Origin of the sequence: Lysobacter yananisis (assembly GCF_031199375.1) — a bacterium.
Taxonomy (GTDB): Bacteria; Pseudomonadota; Gammaproteobacteria; order Xanthomonadales; family Xanthomonadaceae; genus Lysobacter; species Lysobacter yananisis.
In genome coordinates, this window is the sequence record NZ_CP133568.1 from 5144520 (window position 1) to 5160832 (window position 16313).

11 protein-coding genes and 1 pseudogene are annotated in these 16313 nt (G+C 71.1%); 9 read left to right on the plus strand and 3 right to left on the minus strand.

Annotated elements, in window-relative coordinates; all coding sequences use genetic code 11:
• Positions 1-17 precede the first annotated feature (17 nt).
• The 6 genes and pseudogenes from lexA to RDV84_RS21195 all read left to right on the plus strand — a co-directional run bounded on the left by lexA (position 18) and on the right by RDV84_RS21195 (position 6802).
• Positions 18-683, plus strand: a complete 666-nt coding sequence (lexA, locus tag RDV84_RS21170; protein ID WP_057947363.1) for a transcriptional repressor LexA — start codon at positions 18-20, stop codon at positions 681-683.
• A 170-nt stretch (positions 684-853) separates the two neighbouring features.
• A pseudogene (gene imuA / locus RDV84_RS21175) lies at positions 854-1519 on the plus strand (translesion DNA synthesis-associated protein ImuA); the annotation flags it as partial.
• 63 nt (positions 1520-1582) lie between these two features.
• The gene (locus RDV84_RS21180; protein WP_250451038.1) at positions 1583-1756 is read left to right on the plus strand and encodes a DUF6053 domain-containing protein; all 174 of its coding nucleotides are present in this window, start codon (positions 1583-1585) and stop codon (positions 1754-1756) included.
• Between the two features lie 7 nt (positions 1757-1763).
• Entirely contained in the window at positions 1764-3221 is a 1458-nt protein-coding gene (locus RDV84_RS21185; RefSeq protein WP_309151496.1) for a Y-family DNA polymerase, read from the plus strand.
• Entirely contained in the window at positions 3218-6367 is a 3150-nt protein-coding gene (locus RDV84_RS21190) for an error-prone DNA polymerase (protein WP_309151497.1), read from the plus strand. Before RDV84_RS21185 ends, RDV84_RS21190 begins: the two co-directional genes overlap by 4 nt.
• Before the next feature lie 171 nt (positions 6368-6538).
• Positions 6539-6802 (plus strand): hypothetical protein, encoded by a 264-nt coding sequence (locus tag RDV84_RS21195; protein ID WP_309151498.1) that lies wholly within the window; start codon positions 6539-6541, stop codon positions 6800-6802.
• A 264-nt stretch (positions 6803-7066) separates the two neighbouring features.
• Here the strand turns inward: RDV84_RS21195 and RDV84_RS21200 are convergent, their stop codons facing one another.
• Together RDV84_RS21200 and RDV84_RS21205 are read right to left on the minus strand one after the other, a co-directional pair.
• A complete protein-coding gene (locus RDV84_RS21200; protein ID WP_425606208.1) occupies positions 7067-7609 on the minus strand; it encodes a response regulator transcription factor in 543 nt (180 codons plus the stop codon).
• The gene (locus RDV84_RS21205) at positions 7606-8814 is read right to left on the minus strand and encodes an ATP-binding protein (protein ID WP_309151499.1); all 1209 of its coding nucleotides are present in this window, start codon (positions 8812-8814) and stop codon (positions 7606-7608) included. Before RDV84_RS21205 ends, RDV84_RS21200 begins: the two co-directional genes overlap by 4 nt.
• A gap of 271 nt (positions 8815-9085) precedes the next feature.
• Between RDV84_RS21205 and RDV84_RS21210 the strand changes: the two genes are divergently transcribed.
• A complete protein-coding gene (locus RDV84_RS21210) occupies positions 9086-9514 on the plus strand; it encodes a hypothetical protein (RefSeq protein WP_138884922.1) in 429 nt (142 codons plus the stop codon).
• A gap of 177 nt (positions 9515-9691) precedes the next feature.
• Here RDV84_RS21210 and RDV84_RS21215 read toward each other — a convergent pair whose 3' ends face one another.
• Entirely contained in the window at positions 9692-12490 is a 2799-nt protein-coding gene (locus RDV84_RS21215; RefSeq protein ID WP_078998525.1) for a TonB-dependent receptor plug domain-containing protein, read from the minus strand.
• Positions 12491-12995: 505 nt separating this feature from the next.
• On the opposite strand from RDV84_RS21215, the gene RDV84_RS21220 reads away from it, so the two are divergent.
• Together RDV84_RS21220 and RDV84_RS21225 are read left to right on the plus strand one after the other, a co-directional pair.
• The gene (locus tag RDV84_RS21220; RefSeq protein ID WP_309151500.1) at positions 12996-14765 is read left to right on the plus strand and encodes a DUF1800 domain-containing protein; all 1770 of its coding nucleotides are present in this window, start codon (positions 12996-12998) and stop codon (positions 14763-14765) included.
• 12 nt (positions 14766-14777) lie between these two features.
• Positions 14778-16223 carry a DUF1501 domain-containing protein gene (locus RDV84_RS21225; protein WP_309151501.1) on the plus strand — a complete coding sequence of 482 codons (1446 nt, stop codon included), beginning with the start codon at positions 14778-14780 and terminating at the stop codon, positions 16221-16223.
• Positions 16224-16313 lie beyond the last annotated feature (90 nt).

Sequence of the window (16313 nt, forward strand, 5' to 3'; positions counted from 1 at the left end):
ATTACTAAAATTAGTACATGAGCCTGACCGACCTCCGCCGTGCCCTGCTCGCCTTCCTGCACGAGCGCCTCGCCGCCGACGGCCTGCCGCCGTCGCAGCAGGAGATCTGCGCGCGCTTCGGCTTCCGCCAGAACCGCTCCGCCGGCTACCACCTGCAGGCGCTGCACGAGGACGGGCTGATCGAACTGCTGCCGGGCCGTGCGCGCGGCATCCGCCTGCGCCCGGCCGGGCTGCGCGAGGCGCTCGCCTGGCGCGCCGAACGCGAAGGGCTCGATGCGCCCGCGGCGCGGGCGGGCGGCAACGACGAACCGCTGCCGATCCTGGGCCGGGTCGCCGCCGGCGCGCCGATCGGCGCCGATGCCGAAGCGCAGGCGCACGTGCTGGTCGACCGCGCGCTGTTCTCGCCGCGGCCGGACTACCTGCTGCGCGTGCAGGGCGATTCGATGCGCGAGGACGGCATCTTCGACGGCGACCTGGTCGCGGTGCACCGCACCCGCGAGGCGCGCAGCGGCCAGGTGGTGGTGGCGCGGCTGGGCGAGGAGATCACGATCAAGCGCCTGCGCATCGACGCCGACGGCATCGTCCTGCTGCCGCGCAATCCCGACTACGCGCCGATCCGGGTGCCGGCCGATGCCGACTTCGCCATCGAAGGCCTGTACTGCGGCCTGGTCCGCAGCGCCTGAGGCCGGCCATGAGCGCGCCCGTTTCGCTGCGATCCGTTTCCATGGGGCACGCTGCCATGGGGTCCGCTGCCATGGACTCCGCTTCATTGGAGTTCGCTCCAGAGTTCGCATCATCGGAGCCCGTTCCATCGCAGTCCGTTGCGCTGGAGCGCGCTTCATCGGCGGCGTCGCTGGAGCAAGCGCCGCAGCAAGCCGCCGCAGGCGGAGCGGCCGCGCCGCGCGCCGTCTCGCTGGACGGCCTGATCGGTTCGCGCCGGCTGTGGCGCGGCCAGGGCGCGCAGGCCGCGCCGTCGGCGCAACCGACCGGCCACGCCGCGCTCGACGCCGCCCTGCCGACCGGCGGCTGGCCCGAGGCCGCGCTGAGCGAACTGCTGCTGCCGCACGCCGGCGTCGGCGAGCTGGAACTGCTGTGGCCGGCGCTGGCGCGGCTGTCGCGCGAGGCGCCCGGCCACGAGGCCGGCATGATCGTGCTGGTCGATCCGCCGCTGCTGCCGTACGCGCCGGCCTGGCGCGACGCCGGCGTGGCGCTGTCGCGCCTGCAGGTGGTGCGCGCGAGCGGACGCGATGCGCTGTGGGCGGCCGAACAATGCCTGCGTTCGGGCGCGTGCGCGGCGGTGCTGTGCTGGCCGCAGCGCGCCGACGACCGCGCCCTGCGGCGCCTGCAGGTGGCGGCCGAGAGCGGCCAGTGCCTGGGCTTCGCCGTGCGCGAAGCGCGCGCCGCGCTCAACCCCTCGCCCGCCGCATTGCGCATCGCCATCGACGCCGCGCCGCGGCAGCTGCGCGTGCTCAAGTGCCGCGGCGGCAATGCGCCGACGCGGCCGATCGCGTTCGGCCACGGCGATGCGCGCGATGTCGAGGCGACGCCGGTCTTGGCCCATGACCTCGAACGCGGCGCGGAGGTGATCCGCTTGCCGCCGCAGTTGCGACCGGTCCGGTTTATTGCCGCGATCGGAGCGGACAGCGTCGGGACTGAAGTCCCTCCCACAAGAGCGGCACCGGCGGCTGTGGGAGGGACTTCAGTCCCGACGCTGTCCGCTCAGCCGCCGCGAACCCTGCCAACGCCGCAACGCTGACGCCGCCATGCGCTGGGCCTGCCTGCTGCTGCCGCAACTGGCGATGGACGTGGTCCTGCGCCAACACCCGAACCCGGACCAGCCGCTGGCCCTGGTCGAAGGTCCGCACGCGCGCCGCCGCCTGCACTCGGTCAATGCCGCCGCGCGCGCGCTGGGATTGCGGCCGGGGCTGTCGCTGGTCGCCGCGCACGCCATCGCCGATGGCGTGCGCACCGCCGAATACGACCCGCAAGCGGCCGAACGCGCGCGCCAGTTGCTGGCCGCCTGGGCCTATCGCTACAGCTCGCAGGTCAGCACCGACTTCGCCCACGCCCTGGTGCTGGAGATCGCCGGCAGCCGCCGCCTGTTCGGGGCCTGGCCGCAACTGCGCCAGCGCCTGGACGCGGAACTGCGCGAACTCGGCTTCCGCCACCGCATGGCCGCCGCGCCCAATCCTTTCGCCGCGCGCGCGCTGACCAACATCGGCGAAGGCTTGTTCTTCGACGACGACCTGCTGCTGCCGGCGCTGGCGAAGATGCCGATCGAACGCAGCGGGCTCGACCCGGCCACGGTGCAGGCGCTGCAACGCATGGGCCTGCGCAAGCTCGGCGCGGTGTTCGCGCTGCCGCGCGCGCCGCTGGCGCGGCGTTTCGGCCCGGATCTGCTGCAGCGCCTGGACGCGCTGCGCGGCGCGGCCGAGCCGCCGCTGACGTTCTACCAGCCGCCCGACGCCTTCGACGCGCGCATCGAACTCGGCCACGAAGCCGAATCCAGCCAGGCCCTGCTGTTCCCGCTGCGCCGCCTCACCGCCGACCTGGCCGCGTACCTGTCCGGCCGCGACGGCGGCGTGGCCCGGTTCAAGCTGCTGCTCGAACACGAGCGCCACAGCCATCGGTTGCAGCACCCGCCGAGCGAAATCGCGGTCGGCCTGCTCGCGCCGGAGCGCGAGGCGGCGATGCTGTTCGAACTCGCCCGCGGCCGCCTGCAGCACGCGCAGCTGCCGGCGCCGGTGGTGGCGCTGCGCCTGCTCGCCGAGGAACTGCCGCCGTTCGTGCCGGCCGCGCGCGACCTGTTCGACCCGCGCCCGCAGCAGGCGCTGCCGTGGGCGCAGTTGCGCGAGCGCCTGCGCGCGCGGCTCGGCGACGAACGCGTGCACGGGCTCGCCGCGCACCCCGACCACCGGCCCGAACGCGCCTGGCAACCGGTGCTGGGCGATGCGCCGGTCGCGCGCGGCAAGCACGCCGCCACGCCCGCGCCAACGCGGCCGGCGACCCGCCCGGGCTGGCTGCTGGCCGAGCCCGAACCGCTGCGCGAGCCGGTCGCGCGCATCCTCGCCGGCCCGGAGCGGATCGAGTCGGGCTGGTGGGACCAGGACGACGTGCGGCGCGATTACTACCTGGTCGAAACCGCGCGCGGCCAACGCGCCTGGGCCTACCGCGACGCCGGCGGCGACGGCCCGCTGATCGTGCACGGCTGGTTCGCATGAGCGCCCTGCCCGTCCGCGCCGCACCGCCCGCGGCCGCGCTGCCCGACTACGCCGAACTGCATTGTCTGTCGGCTTTCAGTTTTCAGCGCGGCGCGTCCACCGCCGACGAACTGTTCGACCGCGCACAGGCCCTGGGCTACCGCGCCCTGGCGATCACCGACGAATGCACCCTGGCCGGGATCGTGCGCGCCTGGCAGGCGGCGCGGCGTACCGGCGTGGCCCTGATCGTCGGCAGCGAGATCCGCGTGCACGACGGCCCCAAGCTGGTGCTGCTGGTCGCCGACAGCGCCGGCTACGCCGATCTGTGCGGGCTGATCACGCAGGCGCGGCGACGCGCGGCGAAGGGCGAATACCTCAGCCTCGGCGAGGATTTCGAATCGCGCAGCGCGCATCTGCTGGCCTTGTGGATTCCCGACGGCGACGCCCGCGACGACGGACACGCCGCGTGGCTGCGCGCGCGCTTCGGCGAACGCCTGTGGCTGGCGGTGGAGCTGCACCGCGGCCCCGACGACGACGCCCGCCTGGACGCGCTGACCGCGCTGGCGCGGCGCCACGGCCTGCCCGCGGTCGCCGCCGGCGACGCGCACATGCACGAACGCGCGCGCCGGCCGCTGCAGGACGTGCTGACCGCGGTGCGCCACCGCACCACCGTGGCCGAGGCCGGCGCGAAGCTGTTTCCCAACGGCGAGCGGCATCTGCGGATCCGCCGCGCGCTGGCGGCGATCTATCCGGCGCCGTTGCTGGCGCAGACCCTGCGCATCGCGCAGTTGTGTTCCGACTTCGATCTCAAGCGCGGCATCGATTACCAATATCCGCACGAATTGGTGCCGGCCGGCGAGACTCCGAAAAGCTGGCTGCCCAAGCTGGTCGAGGCCAGCGCCGCGAAGCGCTGGCCCGACGGCATTCCCGCCGAGGTCCAACCCAAGATCGAACACGAACTGGGGGTGATCGGCCGACTCGGCTACGAGTCGTACTTCCTCACCGTCTACGACATCGTCGACTTCGCCCGTTCGCGCGAGATCCTGTGCCAGGGCCGCGGCTCGGCCGCCAACTCGGCGGTGTGCTTCGCGCTGGGCATCACCGAGATCGACCCGGGCCGGATGGAGACCCTGTTCGAGCGCTTCATGTCGGAAGAGCGCAAGGAGCCGCCCGACATCGACGTCGACTTCGAGCACGAGCGGCGCGAGGAAGTGCTGCAATACGTGTTCGACCGCTACGGCCGCGAGCGCGCCGCGCTGACCGCGGTCGCGATCAGCTACCGCGGCCGCAGCGCGGTGCGCGACGTGGCCTCGGCGCTGGGCATGCCTCAGGACCAGATCGGCGAACTGGCGCGCACGCTCGACCGCTGGAGCCAGGACGTGCCGCTGGCCGAACACGTGCGCGAACGCGGCATGGACCCGGAGTCGCCGCTGCTGCGCAACATCCTGGCGCTGAGCCTGATCCTGGTCGAGAACGCCTTCCCGCGCCATCTGTCGCAGCATCCCGGCGGTTTCGTCGTGTCCGAACGGCCGCTGCACACGCTGGTGCCGGTAGAGAACGCGGCGATGGACAAGCGCACCATCGTGCAATGGGACAAGGACGACCTCGACGCGATGGGGCTGCTCAAGGTCGACTGCCTCGCGCTGGGCATGCTGACCGCGATCCGCAAGGTGTTCGCGCTGCTGGAATCGCAAGGGCTGCGCGGGCTGGACATGGCCTCGATCGTGCGCAAGCCGGACGACGAAGCCGTCTACGACATGATCTGCGAGGCCGACACCGTCGGCGTGTTCCAGATCGAATCGCGCGCGCAGATGTCAATGCTGCCGCGGCTGCGGCCGCGCGATTTCTACGATCTGGTGATCGAAATCGCGATCGTGCGGCCGGGGCCGATCCAGGGCGACATGGTCAATCCCTACCTGCTGCGGCGCAAGGACAAGCGCCTGGTCGACTATCCGTCCGAAGCGCTCAAGACCGTGCTCAAGCGCACCCTGGGCATACCGCTGTTCCAGGAGCAGGTGATGCAGATCGCCATCGTCGCCGCCGGCTACAGCGCCGGCGAGGCCGACCAGTTGCGCCGCTCGATGGCGGCGTGGAAGCGCCACGGCGGGCTCGAACCGCACCGCGAGCGGCTGCGCAGCGGCATGCTCGAGCGCGGCTACAGCGAAGACTTCGCCCACCGCATCTTCGAACAGATCAAGGGCTTCGGCAGCTACGGCTTCCCCGAATCGCACGCCGCCAGCTTCGCCCTGCTCGCCTACGTCAGCTGTTGGCTCAAGCACCACCACCCCGCCGCGTTCGCCTGCGGCATCATCAACTCGATGCCGATGGGCTTCTACACCCACGGCCAGATCCTCCACGACGTGCGCCGCAAGGGCGTGACCATCCTGCCGGTGGACGTGCGCTACAGCGACTGGGACTGCACGCTGGAAGCCCTGCCCGGCCGCGGCGAACGCAGGCACCCGCATGCGATCCGCATGGGCCTGCGCCTGATTACCGGGTTCGACGAAGCCGCGGCCGACCGCATCAGCGATGCGCGCGCGCAAGCGCCGTGGCGCGACGTCGACGATCTGTGCGAACGCGCCGGGCTCGATGCGCGCGTGCGCGCCGTGCTCGCCGACGCCGGCGCGCTGCGCGCGCTGGTCGGGCATCGCCACCGCGCGCGCTGGGCGGTCGCCGGCGTCGACACCCAGTTGCCGCTGTTCGCCGGCGTCGCCCGCGCCGAAGCGCAGGTGGCGTTGCCGCTGCCCAGCGCCGGCGAGGACGTGCGCGCCGACTACGCGCTGCTAGGCACCACCCTCGGCCCGCATCCGCTGGCGCTGCTGCGCGGCGCGCTGCACGCGCGGCGCTGCCGGCGTTCCTCGCAGCTCAAGCAGGTCGAGCACGGCCGGCGCGTACGCTTCGCCGGGCTGGTGACGGTGCGCCAGCACCCGGAAACCGCCAGCGGCGTGACCTTCCTGAGCCTGGAAGACGAGGACGGCATGGTCAACGCGGTGGTCTGGCGCGATCTCGCGCAACGCCAGCGGCGGGTGCTGGTGGAATCGCGGCTGATGGCGATCGACGGCAAGCTCGAACGCGTCGACGGCGTGCAGCACATCGTGGTCTCGCGCATGCAAGACCTGACCGCGTTGCTGGGTTCGCTGGCGACGCATTCGCGCGATTTCCACTGAGCCGGCGCGCGGCGCGGCGCTCGCCGGCGAATCCGCACGTTTCAATCGAACTTCGACACGTTTGAAGCATGCGATGCTGAATTGTATTTTCAGCGCTCACCTGGATTTAACCTCGCCTCGATTCGCCACGGCTAGGATGCGCGAACGCAACGAACACAAGGACCCGCGTTCATGAAGACGTTCCCCTGCCTCGCTCTCGCCGCCGCCCTCGTCCTCGCCAGCGCCCCCGCGCTCGCCGAAGTCGGCAACCTCACCAACACCGGTTACGGCCCGACCAAGGCCGACGCCGAGGCCAAGGCGAAGAAGAACCTGGAAGAAGCCTGCACCTCGCGCAACGGCAAGATCGTGCAAGGCTCGTTCAAGGTCACCTTCGACAAGCCCCTGTCCAACGGCCAGCATTACGTGGACGCGACCATGCAATGCGACATTCCCTGAGGCCAACCGAAACCCGCTGAAAGCGTTCCACCGCAGCGAGGCCCCGCAACCAGGTTGCGGGGCCTCTTCGTGTCAGCGGCGAGCCGCCAGCCACGGCGCGTCCGCGCAAGGTCCCTGCCGATGAAGTCTTGCGCCGCGCGTGCGTTCGCGCGGCGCACGTCGCCGCGCCGTCGCGGCCCGACTACGCGCCGCGCGCGCCGGACTGCCGCCTCGAGCGCAGCGCATATCTGCGCACCCGTCGCTCGTCGGCCGCCAAACCGTCGCTTACTCCGGCCGCTCCTTGACCGGCCGCTTGGCCAGCTTGCGCTGCAAGGTGCGCCGGTCGACGCCGAGCACGCGCGCGGCCTGCGAGACGTTGCCGCCGCATTCGGCCAGCACCCGCTGCATGTGTTCCCAGCCTTGCCGGCGCAGCGACACCGGCGCCGCCGGCGGCGGCGCGACGTCCTCGCCCGGCGCTTCGAAGGACTGCGCCAGCGCTTCGATGTCGAACGGCTTGGGCAGGTAGTTCCAGGCGCCGCGGCGCATCGCGTCGACCGCGGTAGCGATGCTGGCGTAGCCGGTGGCCAGGACGATGCGCGCCTGCGGGCAGCGCCGGCGCAGTTCGCCGATCAGCAGCAGGCCGTTGTCGGCGCCGAGCTTGAGGTCGAGCACGATGCCCTCGGGCGCGAACTCGTCCAGCGCCGCCAGCGCACTGGCGGCGTCGTGGCGCGCCTGCACCTGGATGCCGCGCCGCGCCAGCATCCGCGCCAGCACCTGGCAGAACGCCAGGTCGTCGTCGACCAGCAGCATGCGCGCGGGCAGGCTCACGCCGCGCCCTCCGCGACCAGCGGCAATTCGACTTCGGTGACGCAACCGCCGCCGTCGCGCTCGCTCTGCTTCACCGTGCCGCGGCTGCGCTCGATGCTCGATTTCGAGATCAGCAGGCCGATGCCCAGGCCGCTGCCGGGATGGTCGCGACGCGGCCGCGCGATCCGCGCCGGCCCCGCGCCGCGGTCGCGGATGGCGATGTTGAGCCGGCCTTCGCGCATGCCGGTCTCGACCTCGACCGGCTCGTCGACGCCGGCCGCGGCGTTGGCGTCGGCGGCGTTGTTGATCAGGTTGATCAGCGCCTGCTGCAGGCCCGGATCGACCCGCACCCGGCGCCCCGCCGCGCCGCCGCGGAAGCGCGCGGTGGCGTTGGGGCGCAACAGCCGCCAACGGTCGACGCAGGCGTGCACGAACGCGTCGCCGGGCTCGACCGAGCTCTCGCCGGCGGCGCCGCGGCGCGCCATCTCGGCCAGCGCGCGCACGTGGTCGCGGCAATGCGCGAGTTGCGAGCGCAGCAGCTCCAGGTCCTCGCGCGCCGGCGGGTGTTCGCCGGACATCCAGTCGTCGACCAGCAGGCCCATCGTCGCCAGCGGCGTGTTGAGTTCGTGCGCGGTGCCGGCGGCGAGCGAGCCCAGCGCCGACAGCGATTCGTCGCGGATCGCGCGTTCGCGCGCTTCCGACAGGCTGCGCCGCTGTTCGCGCACGATGGTCATGAACCGGCTCAGCACCACGACCATGATCCCGGCCGAGAGCAGGAAATTGACCCACATGCCGGTGACGTGCAGTTGGAAATCGCTGCCGTGCAGGTGCGGCAGCTCGACGTGGTGGCCCATCAGCCAGGTGTACAACGCCGCGGTCAGCACGGTCAGGCCCAGCATCGGCGCGATGTCCAGGCCGATCGCCGCCAGCGCCACCGGCACCAAATACAACGAAACGAAGGGATTGGCCGGGCCGCCGGAGAAATACAGCAGCGCGGTCAGCGCCAGCAGGTCCACCAGCAGTTGCAGCGCCAGCGCGCGCGGGCCGGCCTCGCGGTGGGCCAGCCACCACCAGTGGCTGAGCACGTTGAACAGCAGCAGCCCGGCCGAGATCGACAGCAGCGCGCGCGCCGGGATCGGCAGGTTCAGGCGCTGGGCGACGAACACCACGGTGAGCATCTGGCCGGCCACCGACAGATAGCGCAGGTAGATCAGCAGTTGCAGCACGGATGGCCTCGCGGTCGGAACGGCGGATCGGGAAGCGGCCGATTATCGCACCGCGCCGGCGCGCGCGAGTGCGGCAACCCGCCGCGGCGGGCCGCGCAAGGCCATGCTGCGGCGCGGCGCGGAAAACGGACCGGTGCCGCAGTTGCGCGCGCCGCCGCGGCCGCGGACGCGGCACGCCCCTGTCAGTACCGACAGTCCGGCGTGCGCGCGGGCGCGGCCGCCTAAGCTGGCTTCGCCAGGAATGGACTGGCCATACACAGGAAGGGATGTCATGAAATCGATTGGATCCACGTTGGCGCATGCGGCGCTGACCGGCGCGCTGGCGTTGGCCGCGATCGGCTCGTTCGCGGTGCCCGCCACCGCCCAGGCCCAGCCCGGCAGCAATCCGCTGCTGTGGTGCTTCGTCGGCCCCAACGACCAGCCGGGCAACGGCCCGTTCGGCCGCTGCACCTCGTTCTATCCGTCCAGCAGCTATCGCGCCGACTTCGAGGTGCGCAACCTGCCGGCCGGCACCTACAGCTACGTGTGGACCAACGATCTCGGCATGGTCCTGCCGTGCACGACCAACCGCTGCTATGTGACCTACCAGAGCGGCGCCGGCGGCGGCGTGATCGACACCGTCTCGGTCACCTACACCAACCTGGCCACCGGCGTGGCGACCACGCTGGGCCGCACCGTGGCGATCGGCGGGCCGATCTGAGCGAACCGGCTTGAGCGGACCGGCCTGAGCGGACCGGCCTGAACGCTGCGGTTCGCGCCGCGCGACTTCAGCGCGCGCATCCCGGTCCGCGCTTTGCGCGCGTGCGAGCGCGCGCGCCGGACAAACGAAAAGCGGGCCGCAAGGCCCGCTTTTCGCTTCGCGCCGGCGCTCAGTCGATCAGTCGAAGCGCACGTCGTACTCCAGCCAGAACTGGCGCCCGTACGGATCGTAGTTGCCGACCGGATAGAACGGCCAGCCGCCGTTGTTGCGGTCCTGCGGCGGATCGGAATCGCGCAGGTTGTTGACGATCAGCGACAGCGTGGAGCGGTCGCCGAACTTGTACGACACGCTGCCGTTGTACTTGGTGTACGGGCCGTAGCGGCCGCTGCCGTCGCTCTTGGGCAGGCTGCCGTAGCGGTAGGCGCTGAGGTTGGTGGTCCACGCGCCGATCGACCAGCTCAGGCCGGTGTTGACCTTGCTGCGCCAGTCGCCGGCTTCCAGCGGGTCGAGGGTGTTGCGCAGGTCGATGCGCGGGTCGTCGGCGAACTGCTGGTAGTCGTGCTTGATCACCAGGGTGTAGGCCACGTTCGCCGCGAAGTCGCCGAAGCGGCCCGCGCTCCAGCGCAGGTTGCCCTTCACGTCGACGCCGTCGGTGCGTTCGGACGCGGCGTTGATCGCGTTGACCAGCACCCGCCGCACCTGGTCGGGCTGCACCGGCGCGTCGGACGGGTTGCGGATCACCCGCGCCAGCACTTCGCGGCAGTTGGCCGAATTGATGTCGCGCGGCTCGCCGCCGATGGTGCGGCCGAGGCGGCAGTCGGCCTCTTCGCGCAGGATCCGGCTGCTGCTGAGGTTGGTGACTTCGTCTTCCAACCGGATCGAGTAGTAGTCCACCGACAGGTCGAAGTTCTGCGACGGCGACCAGACCACGCCGACGCCGTAGGACTTGCCGTTCTCCGGCTTGAGCCCGGTGTTGCCGTTGCTGGTGTAGTCGATCGCCAGGCCGGAGAAATCGCAGTCGTCGTAGGCCTGGCCGGCGGTGCGGCAGCGCCAGTAGTCGGTCATGCCGGGGTTATAGCCGCGGGTCTCGGCGGCGAAGATGTAGTTCATGTCCGGCGCGCGGAAGCTGGTCGCGGCGGTCGCGCGCACCAGCAGGCTGTCGGTCGGGCGGTATTCCAGGCCGGCGTTCCAGGTCGCCTTGCCCGACTTGCGCCCGGCGAAGCGGAACTCGTCGTAGCGCGCCGCGGCCGACGCGGTCAGCGTGCTGAAGATCGGGATGCTGAGCTCGGCGCCGATGGCGTAGCGGTCGCGGTCGCCGCTGGAACGCGAGCCGGCGCTGGTGTTCCAGAACGTGCCGTCGCCCAGGCGCGGATCGGGGCGGTTGCTGTAACCCTGGGTGCCGGCTTCGATCACGCCGGCGAAACCGACCGAGCCGGCCGGCAGGTCGAACAGATTGCCGTTGACGCTGAAGCTCAGGTTCTGGATCCAGGCGGCGTTGACGCCTTCGTAGAAGCCGGTCAGGCGCTGGTAGTCGGCCGGCGTCAGCGCGGTGTACAGGCGCGACGGATCGGGGTTGTAGATGCCGATGCCGGCCGCGGTGGTGCCCAGGCGCGGGCCGAGGAAGAACTCGTTGATGCCGGCCAGGAACTGGCGGCGCTTGGTCCGGTTCTCGTTGCGGCCGTGGTTGTAGGCCAGTTCGTAGTTCCAGTCGCTGTCGCCGAGCGCGCCGCGCGCGCCGACCGAGAACGCCCAGGAGCGCTCCAGGAAGCGGTTGTTGTTGGCGTGCGCCGAGCCGATCTCTTCCGGCGCGATGCGCCGGTACCAGATTTCGTTGAGGCCGCTGGCCTGGTTGAGGAAGTAGTTGTTGTCCGAGGTCCAGCTCGGCGCGCGGGTGTTGTTCTCGATGCTGGCGATGCCCAGCTGCACGTCGGCGAACAACTCGGTGCGCTCGCTCAGGTGCCAGGTCAGCAGGCCGTAGGCGTCGGCGTTCTTCTTCTGCGTCTGCACGGTCCAGAACGCCGGCGCGGCCTCGTTGCTGCCGCAGTACCAGCCCTGGCGCGGATTGTTGGCGCGGAAGGTCGAGCCGTGGTACAGGCCGGACAAACCGCCGCAGGCCGCGCCCGGATCGATGAAGCCGTTGGTGCGCGCGTTGCGGCGGAAGCCGACCTGGGTCGGGTTGATGGGCTCGCCGGTCGGGTTGTCGAGCAGCGAATCCATGAAGTCGCGCTGGTCGCCCCAAATCGCCTGGCGGTGCGAGAGCTCGACGCCGTAGACGGCGTCGAAACGATCGTTGGAGTAACCGCTGACCACCTGCAGACGCTGGTTCTGGCCGCCGCCGTGCTCGGTGCCGCCGGCGCGCACGTTGACCTGGGTGCCGTCGAACTTCTTCTTGAGGATGAAGTTGACCACGCCGGCGACCGCGTCGGAGCCGTACACCGCCGAGGCGCCGCCGCCGAGCACTTCGATGCGTTCGATCAATGCGCTGGGAATGTTGGCGAGGTTGACGACGTTGACCGAGCCTTCGTAGGCCAGCGGGTAGTCGGCCTGGCGACGGCCGTTGATCAGCACCAGGGTGTGGTTGGGGCCGAGGCCGCGCAGGTTGATGACGTTGGCGGCCGGAGTGAAGGTGTTGCCGAAGTCCTCGCCCTGGACCACGCCGGTGTTCTGGCTCAGCGCGGCGAGCGCGTCGAAGGCGCTGCGGAAGCCTTGCTTGTCGATCTGCTCGGCGCTGATCACGGTGACCGGCGACGGCCCTTCCAGGCTCGCGCGCGGGATGCGCGAGCCGGTCACCACGACTTGATCGAGGGTGGTGGCCGGACGGTCGGCCTGCGGCTCGTCGGCGTCGGCGGCCGCTGCATCGGCCGCTGCATCGGCGGCGGCAAGGTCGGCGGCCAGGGCGGGCGCGGCCAGCGCCGACAGCGCCAGCGCGAGGAAAACGGACAGCGGGCGGCGCTGCGGCCGGAACGCGGCTTGCATGGAGAGTGGTCCTCTGCGGATGGAAGCCCGGCATGCGCTGGTGGAATCCCCTTATGCGCGCCGAAGCGATGAAGCATCTTTGTTGCTGCGCAACATATGCAGAAATGAAGCCCGCGCATCTGCTTATGTCGCCACGGAATTTGCGTGTTCGGGCATTAGTCTGCCGCGTGCGCCGCAGCGCGCTTGTGTCCCCACGCACGCTTCGCGAACGCGCGCGATCCGCATCGCGACCCGTTCGAAACAGCAAACGCGGCAAAGCGCACGAGCGCGGCGACACCGGCTAAGCGCATCGCGCGTGCGACGCGTCACGCGCGGGTCGCCAAGCATTGCGCGCCTGCGCGGCGAGACAACGAGAGCCGCGCGCAAACAGTGACGCCGCGCATCCGCGTTCATGGCGTTCTGTGACCGAACCAAGTCTTTGCCGCTTGCCCGCGCCCTTAAGCTCGCGCCCCCGTTCGCCCGCCGTCGTCACGCCGCGTCGACGCCAGCCCAACCGGAGTGCGCCATGTCCAGCCCGTTGTCGAGTTCCGAGCGCGACGCGCTGCGCCGCCACCTGCTGCAACGCTACGGCGCGCTCGGCCGCGCCGCGCCGTCGAAGGCCGCGCGCGCGAAGCTCGCCGGCGCGTCCGCCGCGGCGTTCGCCGCCGCGCCGGACCTGCACGCCGCGCCGGTCGCGACGTTGCCCAAGAACCTGCCGAAGGCGCCGTTCGCGGTGCGCGCGCTCAACAACCTCAGCTACGGCGCCACCGCGCAATCGGTGGCCGAGTTCAACGCGCTCGGCAGCACCGGCGCGCAGCGCCTGGCCAACTGGGTCGACTGGCAGCTGGACTGGGCCAACATCGACGACAGCGCGCTCGACGCGCGCCTGGCCGCGGCCGGCTACACCACCCTGGGCAAGTCGCTGACCCAGTTGTGGGAAGACCACGTCAAGCCCAACCCCGCCTACGAGATCCGCATGCGCCCGGCCTGGGAAGCGCAGCGCGGCGCGCTGGTGCGCGCGGTCCACTCCAAGCGCCAGTTGCGCGAGGTGATGGTCAACTTCTGGCACGACCACTTCAACGTCACCGTCGGCGACTTCGACGCCGGCCCGGTGTTCGTGCACTACCAGCGCGACGTGTTGCGCCCGCATGCGTTCGGCAACTTCCGCACGATGCTCGAGGAAGTGGCCAAGAGCACTTCGATGCTCTTCTACCTCGACAACGCCGCCAACACCCGCGCCGGCCCGAACGAGAACTTCGCCCGCGAACTGCTGGAGCTGCACACGCTCGGCGCCGAGCACTACCTCGGCTTCATGGACCCGTTCCAGGTGCCGCCGGACGCGGACGATCCCAGCTATCCGGCCGGCTACACCGACATCGACGTGTACGAGACCGCCGCGGCCTTCACCGGCTGGTCGGTCAAGAACGGCCACTGGCAGTTCCCCAACGACAACGACGGCGGCTTCGTCTATCGCCAGGCCTGGCACGACGCCGGGCCGAAGTTCCTGCTCGGCCGCATGCTGTATCCCGAGCAGCCGGCGCTGAAGGACGGCCGCGACGTGCTCGACCGTCTCGCCAGCCATCCCGGCGTGGCGCGTTTCATCTGCAAGAAACTGATCCGCCGCTTCATGTCCGACATGCCGGATCCGGCGCTGGTGGCGAGCGCGGCGGCGGTGTTCCGGCAGAACTGGCGCGCGCCGGACCAGATCGCCAAGACCCTGCGCCACATCCTCAACACCGACGCCTTCATCAACGTGTGGGGGGCCAAGGCGCGGCGTCCGTTCGAAGCGGTGGCCGCGGCGATGCGCACGCTCGGCAGCGACTGGACGCTCGCCGTCGGCAACGCCAAGAGCGACGAGTTCGCCTGGCGCATGGGCTTCACCGGCCACGCGCCGTACGACTGGCCGGCGCCGAACGGCTACCCGGACACGCACGAGGCCTGGTCGGGTTCGGGCAGCTACGCGATGACCTGGAAGATCCTCAACTGGCTGACCGAAACCCAGGACAACGGCGTGCCGCTGGCGCCGATCCTCGCCGCCACCCGCAACAAGGTCGGCAGCTGGACCGCGAACGCGCTGGTCGACTACTGGTGCCAACGCATCCTCGGCTACCAGCCGACCGCGGCGCGCAAGCAGACGCTGGTGGCGTTCATGGCCCAGAACGGCGATCCGGCCAGCTATGTCATCACCGATACCAATACCTGGGCGGCGAGCGACCTCAAGCGCCACTACAACCAGGAACGGCTGCGCAGCATGGTCTCGCTGATCCTGATGTCGCCCGAATTCCTCGTCCGCTGAGCAGGTGCCGCCATGACCACCCGACGCGATTTCCTCAAGGGCACCTGCGCCACCGCCGCCGCGACCGCGGTCGCCGGCCCGTCGCTGCTGTTCGCCAATCCCGCCCTCGCCGCCGCCAACGGCCACGACACCGTCGTCCACCTGTTCCTGCGCGGCGGCCTGGACGGGCTGAACCTGGTGGTGCCGATCGACGGCGCCGACCGCACGTTCTACGAACAGGCGCGGCCGAACCTCGCCATCGCCGCGACCGGCGCGTACGGCGCGTTGCCGCTGACGCTCGCCAGCGGCGGCGGCACCGGCTTCGGCCTGCATCCGTCGGCGAGCGGCCTGCGCGACCTGTGGGTGTCCGGACGCATGGCGATCGTGCATGCCTGCGGCCTGCTGACCAGCGTCACCCGCAGCCACTTCGACGCCCAGCTCTACATCGACCTGGGCACGCCCGGCGCGCAAGGCATCGGCAGCGGCTGGATGGCGCGGGCGATGAACACCCAGCCGGGCCTGGACGGCAGCGAGCGGGTGCCGGCGCTCGGCGTCGCCGCGCGCCAGCCGGCCGGACTGCTGTCGTCGGTGCAGGCGTTGACGATGGCCAGCCCGTCCGACTTCGCGCTCAATGCCGGCGCGTGGTCGTGGCAGATGGCGCGCGCCGGCGCGCCGACCGGCTTTCGCGGCGTCAACGAAACCCTGTCCGACTTGTGGGGCCGTACTTCGCCGCTGGAACTCGGCGGCCAGCGCGCCGACCGCGCGCTGCAGGTGATCGCCACCCAGAGCTACAGCGCGCTGCCGGCCGGCTGGCCGACCGGCACGTTCGCGCAGCAGTTGTGGACCATCGCCCAGTCGATCCAGTTCGACCTCGGCCTGCGCTACGCCACCCTCGACCTCGGCGGCTGGGACACCCACGACGGCCAGGGCACCGCCGGCAGCGGCTATCACTACTACCAGAACAAGATCGCCGAACTCTCGCAGGCGCTGTCGGCGTTCCACGCCGCGCTGGAAGCCAGCGGCCACGCCGGCCGCGTGACCGTGGTGGTGCAGTCCGAATTCGGCCGCCGCGTGCGCGCCAACGCCAACGGCGGCACCGACCACGGCTACGGCAACCCGGTGCTGGTGCTCGGCGGCGCGGTCAACGGCCGGCGCTTCTACGGTTCGTGGTCGGGCCTGGATCCGGAAATCCTGTCGCCGCACTTCGGCGACGTGCCGGTCACCACCGACCACCGCCAGGTGCTGTCGGAGCTGCTGGTCAAGCGCATGGGCAACAGCAACCTCGCCACGGTGTTTCCCGGCTACAGCGGCTATGCGCCGATGGGGATCGTGCGCGACGTCGGCGCGCTCGCACCGGCGCCGAAACCGGCGCCGGGCGTGCGCCGTTTCGGCGCGGCGCCGGTGACCGCACCGGCAACGGCGCAGGAACCGGACCTGATGCAGCGGCTGATGCGCTACGTGCAGGAACTGGTCGACTGAGCCGCCAACCAGACGCCGCCAACCAGACGGCGCGCACCAGGCGCCGCGCGCGTCGGTCCGCCGACGCCGCGCGCGCGCCGGCGACGCGTT